The following is a 15,460-nucleotide window of genomic DNA, read 5'->3' as shown; positions in this document are numbered from 1 at the left end:
GCAGCCAATAATGGATATAAAAAAGCCCGCAATGAATGCGAGCTTTTATGCAAATAGGTGTTGGTTACTCGAACCGCCACACCGAATTGGATTAGATTAAGAAATCTTCCATAGAACGACCTTTGTTGATCTCGTTCTTAAATACGGTTGGCATACGGCCTTGGCCAGTCCACTGAACCATTTCACCGTTAACTTCGATTTGGTATTTAGCTGGACGAGGAGCGCGTTTTTTCGCGGTTGCTTTAACAGCTACGCCACCTAAGTCATCAATGGATAAACCAACGGCTTCCATTTGTTGACGGATTTCTTCAATCTTAGCATTACGAGCTGCCATGGCTTGTTCTTCTTCCTCAGCCATAGACTCGCGTTCTACTAAAATTTTATCTAATTTGTCGGCTAAATCACGTAACTCTTCAACGCTAAGTTCTTTAACTGCTGCTTTAAAACGACGGCCGTGAGTTAATATCTCTAAAAATTCGCTCATATCTATTTTCGTCCCACTCTAATTTTTAATACAGGATAATGGTGAACAACAGCTAAATGATAGAAACTAATATAGCTCGAATCAAATAAAATTATGCATTTTAAGTAAATTAAATATTATTTATATTTTGAACTTTTCTTATTTCCTCAAATAAGTGTTCAAAAAAGTAGCCGTTGCTGAGGATTAAAAAATGCAAACAGGCGTTTGACTTTGGTTGACGTTAACGTTAACAGGACGTAAAGTTGCTCTATCCTGCATTGGTATTAACCAATGTTTTGTCCATGTACATGAAAGTGTAGGAAGGAAACCCTATGAAAGTATTGGTGCCCGTTAAGCGCGTTGTTGATGCCAATGTGAAGGTCAGGGTCAAAGCTGACAATACAAGTGTTGACACCGCAAACCTAAAAATGGCGTTAAACCCTTTTTGTGAAATCGCAGTAGAAGAAGCGGTTCGTTTAAAAGAAGCGGGTAGCGCTACTGAAGTGGTTGTTGTCAGTATTGGTAATAAAGCCGTTCAAGAACAATTACGTACTGCGCTCGCATTAGGTGCAGACCGTGCGATCCATATCGATACTGAAGACGAACTAGTGCCAGTATCTATCGCCAAATTGCTCAAAGCGGTACAAGACAAAGAACAAGCCGAACTGGTGATTTTTGGTAAGCAATCTATCGATGGCGATAACAATCAAACCGGTCAAATGTTCGCAGCGCTGATGGATATGCCACAGGCGACCTTTGCTTCTGAAATCAAATTAGAAGGTCATTCTGTGCAAGTCGCTCGCGAAGTTGACGGCGGTATGCAAACCTTACTTATGCCGCTGCCTGCAGTTGTGACTGCCGATCTACGTTTGAACGAACCTCGTTATGCTTCACTGCCTAACATTATGAAAGCCAAGCGTAAGCCATTAGAAGTCTTTACTGTGGCTGATTTGGGCGTGACGTTAAAGAGTCACCAAACGGTTGTGAAGGTCACTCCGCCAGCAGAACGTAAAGCAGGCATCATGGTAGCGTCGGTAGCTGAGCTAGTTGAAAAGTTAAAAAATGAAGCGAAGGTGATCTAAATGGCCATTTTAGTATTAGCTGAACATGATAATGCCGCACTGAAACTCGATACGGCAAAAATCGTCACTGCCGCCCGCGCCATTGGCGATGAAGTGCATGTATTGGTTGCGGGTCACCAATGTGGCGCGGTTGTCCAAGCTGCACAGGCACTACAAGGCGTTAGCCAAGTGCTCGTTGCCGATGCTAGCGTGTATGAAGCGCATTTAGCGGAAAATTTTGCCAAATTGCTGGTGGACTTAGCCCCTAACTATAGCCACATTCTGGCTTCGGCTTCGAGCTTAGGTAAGGACACGCTTCCGCGCGTGGCGGCATTATTAGATGTTGCGCAAATCTCTGAAGTCATTACCGTCGTCAGTGCGGACACTTTTGTGCGCCCTGTGTATGCGGGCAACGCCTTAGCGACAGTGCAAAGCCATGATGCTATCAAAGTGATGACAGTGCGCGCCAGTGCCTTTGATGCTGCGCCAGAAGGTAACAGCGCGGCTGTGACGACACTCGATAAAGTGTTTGAAGCGAGAACTCAGTTTGTTTCTCAATCTTTGACGGTATCAGCCCGTCCAGAATTAGGTAATGCTGGCATTATCGTATCTGGCGGCCGCGGCATGGGTAGTGGTGAAAACTTCGGCATGTTAGAGCAGCTTGCTGACAAGCTCGGTGCTGCGGTTGGCGCATCACGCGCAGCCGTTGACGCGGGTTTTGTGCCTAACGATTTACAAGTGGGTCAAACTGGTAAGATTGTGGCGCCTAATCTCTATATTGCCGTGGGTATTTCTGGCGCGATTCAACATTTAGCGGGCATGAAAGACGCGAAAGTTATCGTTGCTATCAATAAAGACGCGGAAGCGCCTATTTTCCAAGTTGCCGATTATGGCTTAGTTGCGGACTTATTTGAGGCGGTTCCTGAGCTGATCACAAGTCTCGGTTGATTTAATCTGTGATCTAGGTCACATTAAGTGGCTTTGCGGTAGCATCTGTTAAGCCGCTTATGTTTTTATGTGCCTCACGCTCGCGTACGGGCGTTCTTAGAAGTAGAGGCGCGCCAAATATTAGTAGTGATCAGTAGGGTGATTCCGTTGATCGATTGCGAAAGGATTTGGTGCCGAAGTGGTTCGATTTATCACGATCAACTGCTGGGGTTGCACTTAATAGGTGCAACACTGCCATAGTATTTTCCAATACGGATGTTGGAAATAGTTACTATGGAGCGCTACTGATAGGACAGGTGACCTTGGGTATCTATTGCCTTTCCCCACCAGTTCAGTCGCCCTCCATTCGTATTTAACGAAGATAATAATCAATGACTGTTATGAATTATGCCGATTCGGCACTTTCCTTGCTGCCGCCTGCGGTGGCTATTGTGTTGGCGATCTTAACTCGCCGTGTACTGCTTTCTTTGGGGTTAGGTATTTTAATTGGTGCTTTATTGCTCAATCAATTTTCACCTGTAGCGACGGGTGAATTTGTATTTAATGGCGTTAAAGGACTTTTTTGGACGGGCGAAGGCCTTAATTCGTGGAACTTATATATTCTCGGTTTCTTAATTGTACTGGGAATGATCACAGCGTTAATTACCGTCAGTGGCAGCGCGCGGGCTTTTGCCGATTGGGCGCGTTTACATATACGTAATAAACGTGATGCTAAACTATTAACCATGTTTTTAGGGTGTGTGGTTTTTATTGACGACTATTTCAATAGCTTAGTCGTAGGTTCGGTCGCTAGACCTGTTACCGACCGTTATTATATTTCCCGCGCTAAGTTAGCTTATTTATTAGATTCGACTGCCGCTCCTGTGTGCGTTATTTCTCCTGTATCAAGTTGGGGCGCCTATATTATTGCGCTTATTGGTGGAATATTAACGGCCCATGGTTTTGCTGATACGGGTCATTTGAGTATTTTTATTCAAATGATCCCAATGAATTTCTACGCAATCTTCTCTTTGTTATTATTACTTTTCGTAGTCTTTATGGGATTAGATGTTGGGCCAATGCGCGAGCATGAACTCAATGCCCAACGTGGTAATTTATACGATGAGTCAAAAGGATTACCGCCAGGGGCGAATGCGGATTTACCCGAAGCCGAAACCGGTAAGATCTTAGGATTATTCCTGCCGATTACTGTGCTGGTATTTGCGACCCTGTATTTTATGATTAACAGCGGCGCTCAAGTACTTGCCGCTGAAGGGATTGAATTTAATATTATTTCAGCGTTTGAGAAAACAGATGTCAGTTCATCCCTTTTCTTTGGTGCATTAATCGGTTTAGCGATTTCGCTGATATTGAATTTAGTCCAAGGCGTTGAGAAATCCCTGATAGTCAAAGGCATAGTGCAGGGCGCCCGTTCTATGCTGCCAGCCATTTATATCTTGTTATTTGCTTGGACCATCGCTGGCGTGATTGGTCAACTCGAAACCGGCAAGTTTATGGCGAGTCTCGCGACGGGTAATATTCCATTCGCCTTTTTGCCAGCGCTCATGTTTGTGTTAGCGGGTATTACTGCGTTCTCAACTGGTACTAGCTGGGGCACGTTCGGTATTATGTTGCCGATTGCTGCGGATATGGCGATGGGAAGTCACACTGGCATGATGTTGCCTATGCTTGCCTCTGTGCTGGCTGGCGCGGTATTTGGCGATCACTGTTCACCGATTTCCGATACTACGATTTTGTCGTCTACGGGCGCGAGTTGTCACCATATCGACCATGTCGTCACTCAGCTACCGTATGCATTGATTGCGGCATTTATTAGCTTAACAGGTTATGTCGTACTTGGATTTACTGAATCAGTCTCTGCGGGTTTAGTCGCGTGTGCGCTAGTATTTGTGCTCAGTGTTATTGTGCTGAAAATTAAGTCTAAAAGTGTTTAACACGTAAGTTACGACTATTTTTATTTTAAACATGTAGGCGCAATACCAGTATTTTGAATCTAGAGTTTTGTAACATTGCGAATGCATAAGCATTAAGGCACAAGCTAAGGTTTGTGCCTTTTTTCATCTATAATGAAACGGGTTATGAATAGTAAAGGATAAGTGTGCGACCTAAAAATCATGATGACTACCAGCAGGATGCACTTATTGAGTTCAATCGGGATATCACTTGGCGCATGTTTACTGGTGCCCTCATTTATGTTGCCTGCTGGAGCTGTATTGTTATTCCTTACAATGTGCTATTAGGCAATATTATTCCTTGGGAATTGATGTGGGTATGCTTTGCATTCTTGGCGTCATCAGGCGTAATTCGTTTGAGTTTTGTATATGATTTTTATGTGAAATCTAAGAAAGATCCGCATACCAATCGTTTAGGGCTTTATGTGGGATTGTTAGCCAATAGTGCCACTTGGAGTGGAGTGACTGCTTTTATTGTCTACCATCCAGAGTTTGAGTCTATGGGTCATTTCATTATGGTTATTTTTGGCATTTTATATGCCTTTATTAGCCTGAGTCTCTGTATCGATAAAGTGCAATTACGCATTTACCTCATTAGTTATATTTTGCCCATTTCGATTGCTTATTTTGCCAAACAGGGGAGTGATAATGTGTATATTGCCTGTTTGCTATGGGCCTCTACAGTACCTGTTTATAGGATCGCTATGATGCACCATAGGGAATATTGGTCTTTGTTTCATCAGGCATATTTGTTAAAAAACTACTCGGCTAAGCTCGCCGAATTGGCTCGTACCGATGACTTAACGGGTTTAATGAATCAGCGTAGTTTCAATCAGATTTTTGAACAAGAGATCCAGCAGGCTGTAGAGTCTCGTCAAAGCTATGGCTTACTTCTTGTCGATATTGACCATTTTAAAATGATCAATGACTCTTATGGACATTTGACTGGTGATCATTGTTTAAGCCAAATTGGTCTCATTTTAAATAGATTAATCGAGGATAATATAAAGGTTGCACGCTATGGCGGTGAAGAGTTTGTGATTCTATTGCCTAATGCAACTGAGGAAAAAGCGTTGGCATTAGCTGAAACGATTCGCCAAAACTTGTCTGCGAGTGTATTTCGTTTTACAGAGCGTGAGTTTACGATCACTGTTAGCGTTGGGGTGGCCGTCATTTATCCACAGCAGAGAACGGATGCACAGCGGTTATTTCAATTTGCAGATGAGGCTATGTATGCTGCCAAAGCAGCGGGACGTAATCGGGTTGTGCTATATCATAAATGTTGATTATCTATCTGATTATTAAAGGTATAAATCGCTTTTAATCCGCTCTTTATTTGCCTTGCAGGCACACTCTTTACGTGTTGCATTGACTTAAAAGGATATGGCGATTTAAGTCAGTGCGTCTTGGATTCAAATGTCACTGATGCTCTGAATTGGTTAGATATTTAAGGTGATTGGTCTTAAATATAGCGGTGATAAGAAGAACTAAAAAAAACAGCCAACAAATTGTTGGCTGAAGATCTATCGCCTAAAGGCATTCAATTGAGTGAAATTAGCTTGTTAGCATCAATTTAAATATTGCTATCTAGCCCGCGGCGTTTAAGTAATCCTTGCGTGGTTGGTTCTTGTCCACGGAAATTTTTGTAGGCTTCCATTGGTGCAATACTGTTGCCCACTTCACGAATAGTTTTGCGGTATTTCATGCCGATTTCACGGTTTAGACCACCTTGGGTTTGCACATAGGCAAAGGCATCCGCCGCTAAAATCTCACTCCACATATACGCGTAATAACTTGCTGAGTAACCACCCGGGAAGGCGTGGGCAAAGTAAGTTGATTTGTAACGTGGTGGTACGGCTGTGATATTTAAGCCGTGCTTTTTCAGGGCATTGGCTTCAAAGGTGGCGACATCTTGCAACTGTGCATCTGGGCTTAATGAATGCCATTCCATGTCTACTAGCGCCGCAGCCATATATTCTAACGTATCGAAACCTTGGTTAAAGCTGCCGGATTTCAACAGTTTTTGCAGTAGTTCATCGGGAATGGGTTTGCCCGTTTCATAGTGTTTCGCGTAGTTGGCCAACACTTTGGGATGGGCCGCCCAGTCTTCTTCGAAGGTTGATGGGAATTCTACAAAGTCACGGGAAACCGAGGTGCCTGCCAGACTTGGGTAAGTCACTTTGGAGAACATGCCGTGGGTGCCGTGGCCCATTTCGTGGAACATAGTGGTGACTTCGTTGTAGCTGACGAAGGTCGGTTGACCCTCTGGTGCCTTCTTAATGTTCATCACATTAACCACGACAGGCTTAGTGCCTTCGAGGAAGGATTGGCCGACGAACGAACTCATCCAAGCGCCGCCACGTTTGCCTTCACGGGCAAAATAGTCGGCGTAGAAAATGGCCATGCTTGAACCATCGGCATCAAACATTTCGTAGGCTTTTACATCTGGATGGTAAACCGGTAAATCAGGACGCGGCTTTAGGGTCACGCCATAGAGTTCTTTGAGTGTGTAGAACACGCCGTCTTCGAGGACGCGGTTAAACTCAAAATATGGTCTAATGCTATTGGCATCGAGGGCGTATTTTTCTTGGCGAACCTTCTCTGCGTAGAATTCCCAGTCCCATGGCGCCAGTTCAAACTTGCCGCCAGTCTTGTCGATCATAGCTTGGATATCGGCCGCTTCTTTCTCGGTATTGGCAACCACGGCTGGCACCATAGAGCCAAACATGCTGTATACCGCTTCAGGCGTTTTGGCCATTTGCGGCGCTAGACGATAACTGGCCCAGTTTTCATAGCCTAATAGCGCGGCGCGCTCAGCGCGCAGTTGTGCTAAACGAGACACTAAAGATGCGGTTTCGTTTTCACCACTTAAGCCACGATTAGCAGAGGCTTCCCAAATGCGTTGGCGCAGTTCACGGTTTTCCAGTGACGCCAATACGGGCTGACGAGTGGTGTTGGTGATGTTGATCAGATACTTGCCATCGTGACCCGCCGCTTTAGCATCGTTTGCGGCCGAAGTGATTTCGCTGTCAGTTAATCCTGCAAGCTCATCCTTAGACTCCACGACCACGGCGATTTCTTTGGTTAAGCGCAGTAGACGTTGGGAGAACTCGTTGGTTAGTGTCGATTGTTCTTCGTTAAGAGCACGGATCTTCACTTTCTGCTCGTCGGTGAGTTTAGCGCCCGCCATGATAAAGCGTTGATGATAGACCTCAACCAAACGCACAGCTTCTGGGGTTAACCCTAGGTTAGCGCGATCGTTATAAATGGCTTCGATGCGGGCAAATAGCGCTGGATTTAAGTTGATATTGTCCGAGTGGGCCGCCATTTTGGGCGCCATTTCACCTTGGATTTTACGCAGTTCTGGATTGCTGTTAGAACCCGCTAAATTATAAAACACACTCGATGCGCGGCTGAGCAGGGCGCCACTTTTTTCCATCGCGACAATAGTATTATCGAAACTGGCCGCTGCGGGATTATTCGCAATCGCGAGGATTTCTTGATAGTGCTCGGCCATGCCTTGCTCTAGTGCAGGTGTAAAGTGCTCATTCTTGATGATACTAAAGTCGGGCGCTTGATATTGTAGGCGACTGACTTGAAACAAGGGGTTTTGGGCTTGTACCGACATGGCGTTAGGGGCTTTGCTTTCTGTGTTGCTACAACCTGCCATAAATCCGGCGGTGAGTGTGGCGCCGATGGCGATGGCAATAAAACGTTTACGCATAATTGAGTGACTTCCTTTGAATTGTTGTTTTTTTAGGACTGTAACGTTAGTAACTTAAATGGGACTGAAAATGGCTTGTTATCGGGCTGTGGCTAAATAAAAAGGAGTCCCGTTTTGATGAGACTCCTTTGGCGATTTCCTTGCAGGGAAAATCGGTACCGCTTTTTACTGACTATTTAAGCACGCGATGATGAGATGATTAATTAGCGAGTAAACTTGTGGTATTTATCAATACCAGAGCTTCTACCTGAGTTATGACATACTGCACAGGATTCAGTCGTTGGTTGTTTAAACCAATCTGCCACGCTAGGAACGCTGATCTCACCACCGTTGCTCACCATATGCGCTTTCGCAGAATCAATCGTATGGCAGGCATAGCAGTTTGCAGATACAGGGCTGGTCATCTTGCTGCCGGGTTCCAAAATGTATTGATTAGGAATGTTATCTAAATCAATCGCTTTATCATGGCAGGTAACACAACTGGTGACAGGATTGATCGCCCCTGCACCGTTAGCCGCATTCGCTTGAGTTCCATCCGCTTTCATTTCACCAACTTTAGCGCCATTACCCCAGTGCCAGCTGTGAACCATAGGGCCAAAACCTGCGCCTAAAGCGGCTGATGTCCGCGCCATACCGTTGTCATGGCAAGCAATACAGCCATTACCGCCGTCATCGAAGGCCCCATTTTTGTGGAATGCAGTGGCATCGTTATGGCAAGTGGTACAGCTGTTAGCGCTCACTATCTCACGACGCTCAAAGCCTGAGACTTTTTGAGCCGTGACAGGGTTAACGACGTCTGAGTAGGCGGTAAAGGATACGCCCATGGAGCCGTCATAACCTGTCGCTCTTAGGCTGCCATTACTTTGATAACGTTGATTGCCATCATATTCCATCCAACCTGCGGTACTGAATGTCACGCGGGCAGAGTAAACATAGTTAGCATTCACTGCGCTGATATCCGTCAGTAAGTGACAGATGTTCTTAGTGCCGTCGGTATTGTAACCATAGTAATAGTTAGTACGATTACCTGGGCGGCCCACTAAACTGCCATTTTCATAGGCATGCAGATAGGCTCCGGCATATACCAGCGGTTTCTTGGCATCAAATACCAGCGGATCTGAGTAGTTGAAGTTATCTTTGATACTAAAGATATTGCCATCGACATCTTTTACTGTGAGGGTTGTACACCAGCCTGGGGCTGTGACTGCCGCTGCTGCACCTGTTGGTGCATAGTGATCTGTTTTCGTTGAAATATCATCGACTTTCACTGGGGCAGCTAATGTGACCTTGTACTTAGCGCGTATAGCTTGGCGTTCAGTAATGCCAGACTTGCCTTCATGCATAGTACGGACATCGGCACCATTACTTGGGATAATAGCGCCTGGTACACCACCACTATCATGGCAATCGATACAGCCGGGTCCTGCTAGGTTAATGTTAGTTGGGGCTTCAACGTGACAGGATGAACAGTTTTGTACTGAAAAGTCTTTAGTAAAATCTTGGTGATTGATATGACCAATTTTAGATAAGGTGTTTGTCGTATAGCCACCCGTAGAGAAACCTTCCGCATTGACCACTGCGCGACTCACTGAGCCGTGACACACTAAGCAGCCTTCTACGAAGGTGACTTCACCGTCCATACCGGTTGCAACATAGCTTGCATGGCGACGAGGACTTGTGGCGTAATCGACGTGACAGGAATAGCAACTATCGATTGTGGTGGAATGAGTGCCTTCGGGTTTATTGACCACTAAGGGGGCTGAACGTGCGATACCTGTTGCGCTATTGCCGCCAACGCGTAACCACACAATGCCTTCAGTACTAGGATTGACGCCTAACATTGGGGCCACAAAAGTGTAGTGACCGTCGCCTAAAGAGGTCAGTGTGGCGCCTTCAGTCGCTTGAGTTGCCGCGCCACCAATATGCACATTGTCTGCAACGCCATTGAGATCACTTTCGGTACGGTTATTAATGAAACCCTTATCGGTTAACGCCGCGACTTTTGCCTCTGCGTTTTGCAGGCCGTTGATTAAATTATTATTCTCATCGGTAATTTCAAATTCGTAACTGATACTGCCTTCGCCAAAGCTGTAGCTGATCACTTCGACTTTCGTCAGCGTTGAGCTGGTGACTGGCGGTGGTGTTCCAGGTTCTCCAGGGGTGCCTGGCGTGCCAGGTGTTCCCGGAATACCGGGCGTGCCTGGAGCCCCATCGACACCATCTTTGCCATCATCGCCACAACCAACAAGAGCACCAGTTAGTGCTAGAGCCACTAAGTATGCCAGTTTTCTAGAGGTGAAAATTCTCATCATTATCTCCATTTGATCCAATATGCGCATAAAGGACGGAGTGGAGCACTAAAGTTTGCAGGGTAGGTTAGTGCTTTGACCGTTAGCTTTAATTTGCAAGCTATCGAATACTTTCTTTTTTTAAAATGAGCACGATTTGTCTCGAATGAAATATTACTGTTAACAAGATGTTTGTTTTTTGAGCGCAAGCCCATTAACACTTAATACTTTGGAGGTAGATCTCACTTTTGAAATTTAGCTTTATTTACTATTTCCTTATAAAACAGTATTTAAGGTTAAATTAAGCTTGTGTTAACAAAATTTAATCATTTGGTGGCTGGTGATGGCTTTTATCGTGCAAAGGATTAAATAAAGTGAGCTGGAGTTGGTTAAGTCGACGATGGGAGAATAAAACGCTGGATAAGTCAGCGCAGTTGCAGTAATTCATGATAAAAGCTTAGTCGCTGCTAGTGTTCTGATGTGAAGCGCAATGTTAGACTAGCGGCCAATTTGGCTCCGATGGCAGACGCGTAAGCGCTAACGTTTTTTAAAGGGTATAAGTCTTGGCTCAATTGTATTTTTATTATTCGGCGATGAACGCTGGTAAATCCACTTCCTTATTACAGTCATCCTATAACTATCGCGAACGCGGTATGAATACCTTAGTGATGACAGCCTCCATAGATGACAGATATGGCAAAGGTAAAGTGGCCTCGCGCATCGGCATTGAAACGGATGCACAGGTTTTTAGCAGCCAAGATGATCTGACTCAGATGATTAGCGATGTGCATCAAGCCACACCATTAAGCTGTGTGCTGGTAGATGAGTGCCAGTTTTTGAGTAAAGAACAGGTTAAGCAGCTGACACATGTGGTCGATAATATTGATATTCCTGTACTCTGTTATGGTTTAAGAACGGATTTCCAGGGCGAACTCTTTAGCGGCAGTCATTATTTATTAGCGTGGGCCGATAAGTTGGTTGAGCTGAAAACCATTTGCCATTGTGGCCGTAAAGCCAACATGGTGGTGCGCCTCGACGGCGAGGGAAAAGTGATGCGCGAGGGTGAGCAAGTGGCGATTGGTGGAAATGAAAGCTACGAGTCCGTTTGCCGTAAACATTTTCGTGAGTTCATCTGGGATTAGTCTTTGCTAGCTGGGTGTTGTTGGCGGTGAGTTTTTTGTGTGGCTTAATGAGTTGATGTCTTGTTTTACTGAGTGGCAACGGATTTGCTGAGTTGCATGAAAGATATTTATTTTAGTGTTTTTTTGGAGCTGTTTTGCCTAATTCCCCGTCAGAGATGAAGTTCGAAAATTATCGTCCTCGTCCACCACAACCCGAACCTAAGGTGAAGGTTAAGACTCCGCGTAAAGCCAGATCTAAGGGCAGGGTCTGGTTCTTATTTTTTATCTTAATTTGCTGTATCGCACTATTGATTGGTCTTGAAGTTAAAACCTCGTTTTATCAAGCCAAATACATCAATCAATATGCTAAGACGCTCACCTATGAATTAGAAAACTCACCGAGCACAGCGGTGATTTATCCAAGTTATGGCCCTTTCGATGAGCGCCATGGCTATAGCAAGTTACCTCAGTATATTGACAGGTTACTGCAACGGAATTTTCAGGTGACGCAGCAAGTGGCGTTTTCGCCTGCCTTGCTGGAATACGCGCAGCTGGGATTTTTCCCGCCTTATCACGAAAAGGCCCAATCTGGCTTAACGCTGCTCGATTGTCGCAATACCGATTTGTACGAGTTCGCCTATCCCAAACGGGTTTATCAGGACGACGATAAGATCCCCAATGAAATCGTTAATACCTTATTGTTTATTGAAAACCGCGAGTTATGGACCACGGAAGATAAACTCAATCCGGTGATCGACTGGCCACGCTTTGTGGTGGCGGGGATGAGCCAAATTGCAGAGATGGTCGGCATGAATGTGTCCACCGCCGGTGGCAGTACGCTGGCGACTCAGATTGAAAAATTCCGCCATTCTTCCCAAGGCTTAACCTTAAGCATCAAGGATAAGTTACTGCAAATTGGCTCGGCCAGTGTGCGCGTGTACCAGCAAGGTGAGAATACTGAACCCGCTCGTAAGCGTATCGTCCAAGATTATTTAAACACAGTGCCATTATCCTCGGCGCCCAATCATGGTGAAGTGCATGGTATAGGTGACGGGCTGTGGGCCTGGTTTGGCACCGATTTCGATACTGCAAACAAGCTGTTAGCATCGCCACAAATCAAGGGTAATGCCGCCAAGCGCGGACAAGTATTCCGCCAAGTGGTCGCCTTGATGATTGCCCAGCGTCGCCCTTCATACTATTTATTGCAAGGTCATGAAGATCTTGAAAACTTAGTCGATAGTCATATCCGCTTACTCGGCCAATATTATTTGATTGATCGTGGTCTGCGCGATGCCGCACTCGCGCAGAAATTGCAGTTTAGGGTCACTAAGCCGCAACGAAATACGCAATCGGGCGCAGATAAGGGCGTGAATACAGTGCGTATTCGTACCGCGGGCATGTTAAATGTGGGGCTGTACGATTTAGACAGACTCGACTTGACGGTCAACAGTAGCTTGCACAGTGATTTACAGCAGCAAGTGAGTCACTACTTACGCAGCCTGGCGCAAGTGTCGACCGCTGAGCAAGTGGGTTTATTGGGCGAGCGTTTACTCGAGCCAAGCCAACTGCAAAACGTGCTGTATAGCTTTACGCTTTACGAGCGTACCGACACCGCCAACCGAGTTCGTGTGCAGACCGACAGTACCGACCAACCCTTTGATATTAACGAAGGCAGTAAGTTGGAACTGGGTTCAACCGCTAAATTGCGGGTGATGGCGACCTACTTAGAAATCATCGCCGAGATCCACGAAAAATATTCGAAAAAACATGGTATTGAACTGGAATCAATCATTATCGAACCTAGGGATCACTTAACCCGTTGGGCGATTGATTATTTGATTGTAAATCCTGATAGACGTTTAGATCGCATGTTAGATGCAGCGCTACAGCGGGAATATTCTTCCTCAACCAGTGAGCAGTTCTTTACTGGTGGTGGTTTGCATGTGTTTAATAACTTTAAAAAATCGGAAGATGTTAAAACACCGACACTCTACCAAGCATTGCAGGATTCGATTAACTTACCGTTTGTGCGCCTCATGCGTGACATAGTCAATTACAGCAGCAGTATGCAAAACGAGGGCAATATGGCCCAGTTGCTGCGTAATGATAAAGATCCGCGCCGCGACGAATACCTGCGGGTATTTGCCGATAGAGAGGGCAATACCTTCGTCACTAAGTTTTATCGCAAGTATAAAAAAGTGGCTGCGAATGAGCGTTTTGGGATGTTCTTCGACGGTTTATCCCAGTCGGAGCAACAATTAACGTCGGCGTATCGCTACCTCTCGCCCGATGAACCTATGTCGGCATTTAAGGCTTTTCTGCAGCAAAGATTGCCGCAGGTGAGTTATACCGATGGTCGTATTAAGAGCTTATATAACAAGTACGGCCCTGATAAATATAACCTGCCGGATCAAGGTTATATCGCACGGGTGCATCCGTTGGAATTGTGGGTGCTGGATTATCTTAATCACAATCCCGATGCGAATTTGAACGATGTGAAACAGGCGAGTGAAGCACAACGCCAAGAGGTTTATCGTTGGTTATTTAGGACGCGACATAAAAACGCCCGTGACGTTCGAGTGCAAGTGATGCTTGAAGTGGAAGCCTTCCTCGACATACATCAGCGTTGGGCGCGTTTAGGTTACCCCTTTGATGCTATGGTGCCATCCTTAGGTTCGGCGCTCGGCAGCTCGGGTGATAGACCAGCTGCTTTAGCCGAACTCATGGGCATTATTCAGAATGATGGCTATCGTTTGCCTACCGTGCGTATCAATCAGCTGCATTTTGCCGCGGATACGCCCTATGAAGTGACGCTGGAGAATCAGAACACCCAAGGTGAGCGAGTGATGCGCCATGAAGTGGCACAAGCCTTAAAAGCGGCGCTGGCGAACGTAGTGCAAAACGGTACTGCCCGTCGTTTGAAGGGCATTTTTACCGATGAAAAAGGCGAGATGTTAGCCATAGGCGGGAAAACCGGCACCGGTGATAACCGTATCGTGACTCAGATGCAGCAAGGTAAAAAAGTGGCGACGACTGCCATGAACCGCACCGCGACCTTCGTGTTTTATCTGGGGGATAAATACTTCGGCACTTTAACGGCCTTCGTGCCCGGCAGTAAATCCGATGATTTTAGTTTCACCTCTGCGCTACCATTGCAAGTGATGAAAGGCATGATGCCTATTTTGTCTCCCTATGTGAAAACCGAGCAGGGTATGTGTGTGGTAAACGAGTAAAGTCAGCTGGTTAGTGCCGCGCTAACAACTGCAAGTTAGCAAAGCTCGCTAATAACAAAGAGTGTTCCTGATGAACACTCTTTGTCGTTTTAAGGCTTAAATTCTCTACCGATTCGTGTAGGAGAGTTATAACGTCTCATACCAAACGATAAAGATTTATTATGAATAATTAAATTGTCCGCCTAAATAGCAGTGATTTGGGCCGATTAACGGCATTCACTGACTCGAAAATGCCCCAAAGCAAAACAACTGAGTTACGCAGCATTAATTGTCATTGTTTCCCCAGTGACTCGCCATAAACTCGTCCCTGAGGGCTCTACTAAAACATCCATGTTTTAGAAGGTCACTGGTGCAACAATGCCAATCTTAACTAACACTTCTGCTGTTCGTTCAGCTAAAAAGCTATTGCCCCAAAGCTGGCTAGCATTCATTTAGTGAATTGAAAACTGACGAATGAATTGCCCTACAAAATCTCATCTATTTACCCAATGTTTGGCCCTACCGTAAAGCGACTAACAATATATGGGTATACAGTCGTATTTAAATTTAGATGCTTTTGAGTGTTTTTAAACTCACTAGTTTACGCGTTTATCCAGCCTAAAATTTATAAAACCCTTAAAAATCATCCGCATAAACTTTCCCTAAATTAGTTAATAGGTTTGGAAAACGC

General features: G+C 45.4%; 9 protein-coding genes and 1 riboswitch. Of the genes, 6 read left to right on the top strand and 3 right to left on the bottom strand.

The genetic code is table 11. From position 1 onward, the window contains the following. Nucleotides 1-91: 91 nt before the first annotated feature. Nucleotides 92-484, bottom strand: coding sequence for an H-NS histone family protein (locus AYJ58_RS16950; RefSeq protein WP_106651013.1), 393 nt, complete (start codon nt 482-484; stop codon nt 92-94). Nucleotides 485-795: 311 nt separating this feature from the next. Between AYJ58_RS16950 and AYJ58_RS16945 the strand changes: the two genes are divergently transcribed. The 4 genes from AYJ58_RS16945 to AYJ58_RS16930 all read left to right on the top strand — a co-directional run bounded on the left by AYJ58_RS16945 (nt 796) and on the right by AYJ58_RS16930 (nt 5,710). After that, the gene (locus tag AYJ58_RS16945) at nt 796-1,545 is read left to right on the top strand and encodes an electron transfer flavoprotein subunit beta/FixA family protein (protein ID WP_106651012.1); all 750 of its coding nucleotides are present in this window, start codon (nt 796-798) and stop codon (nt 1,543-1,545) included. Continuing rightward, nucleotides 1,546-2,472 carry an electron transfer flavoprotein subunit alpha/FixB family protein gene (locus tag AYJ58_RS16940; RefSeq protein ID WP_106651011.1) on the top strand — a complete coding sequence of 309 codons (927 nt, stop codon included), beginning with the start codon at nt 1,546-1,548 and terminating at the stop codon, nt 2,470-2,472. Nucleotides 2,473-2,567: 95 nt separating this feature from the next. After that, nucleotides 2,568-2,764, top strand: a riboswitch (Lysine riboswitch). A 79-nt stretch (nt 2,765-2,843) separates the two neighbouring features. Next, nucleotides 2,844-4,406 carry a Na+/H+ antiporter NhaC family protein gene (locus tag AYJ58_RS16935; RefSeq protein ID WP_106651010.1) on the top strand — a complete coding sequence of 521 codons (1,563 nt, stop codon included), beginning with the start codon at nt 2,844-2,846 and terminating at the stop codon, nt 4,404-4,406. Nucleotides 4,407-4,642: 236 nt separating this feature from the next. Beyond that, nucleotides 4,643-5,710, top strand: a complete 1,068-nt coding sequence (locus AYJ58_RS16930) for a GGDEF domain-containing protein (RefSeq protein ID WP_157825783.1) — start codon at nt 4,643-4,645, stop codon at nt 5,708-5,710. 287 nt (nt 5,711-5,997) lie between these two features. On the opposite strand, the gene AYJ58_RS16925 is transcribed toward AYJ58_RS16930, so the two are convergent. Continuing rightward, nucleotides 5,998-8,148: a M3 family metallopeptidase gene (locus AYJ58_RS16925; protein ID WP_106651008.1), complete on the bottom strand. Its 2,151-nt coding sequence runs from the start codon at nt 8,146-8,148 to the stop codon at nt 5,998-6,000. Nucleotides 8,149-8,351: 203 nt separating this feature from the next. Continuing rightward, nucleotides 8,352-10,457, bottom strand: coding sequence for a multiheme c-type cytochrome (locus AYJ58_RS16920; protein ID WP_106651007.1), 2,106 nt, complete (start codon nt 10,455-10,457; stop codon nt 8,352-8,354). A 542-nt stretch (nt 10,458-10,999) separates the two neighbouring features. On the opposite strand from AYJ58_RS16920, the gene AYJ58_RS16915 reads away from it, so the two are divergent. After that, on the top strand, nt 11,000-11,578 hold the full coding sequence (locus tag AYJ58_RS16915) for a thymidine kinase (RefSeq protein ID WP_012089650.1): 579 nt from the start codon (nt 11,000-11,002) through the stop codon (nt 11,576-11,578). A gap of 134 nt (nt 11,579-11,712) precedes the next feature. After that, nucleotides 11,713-14,790 (top strand): transglycosylase domain-containing protein, encoded by a 3,078-nt coding sequence (locus AYJ58_RS16910; protein WP_106651006.1) that lies wholly within the window; start codon nt 11,713-11,715, stop codon nt 14,788-14,790. The last annotated feature ends 670 nt before the right edge of the window (nt 14,791-15,460 follow it).

Origin of the sequence: Shewanella sp. Pdp11 (assembly GCF_002838165.1) — a bacterium.
Lineage (GTDB): Bacteria > Pseudomonadota > Gammaproteobacteria > Enterobacterales > Shewanellaceae > Shewanella > Shewanella hafniensis.
Note: the sequence above shows the minus strand (reverse complement) of the source record. Positions and strands in the feature narration are given on the sequence as shown.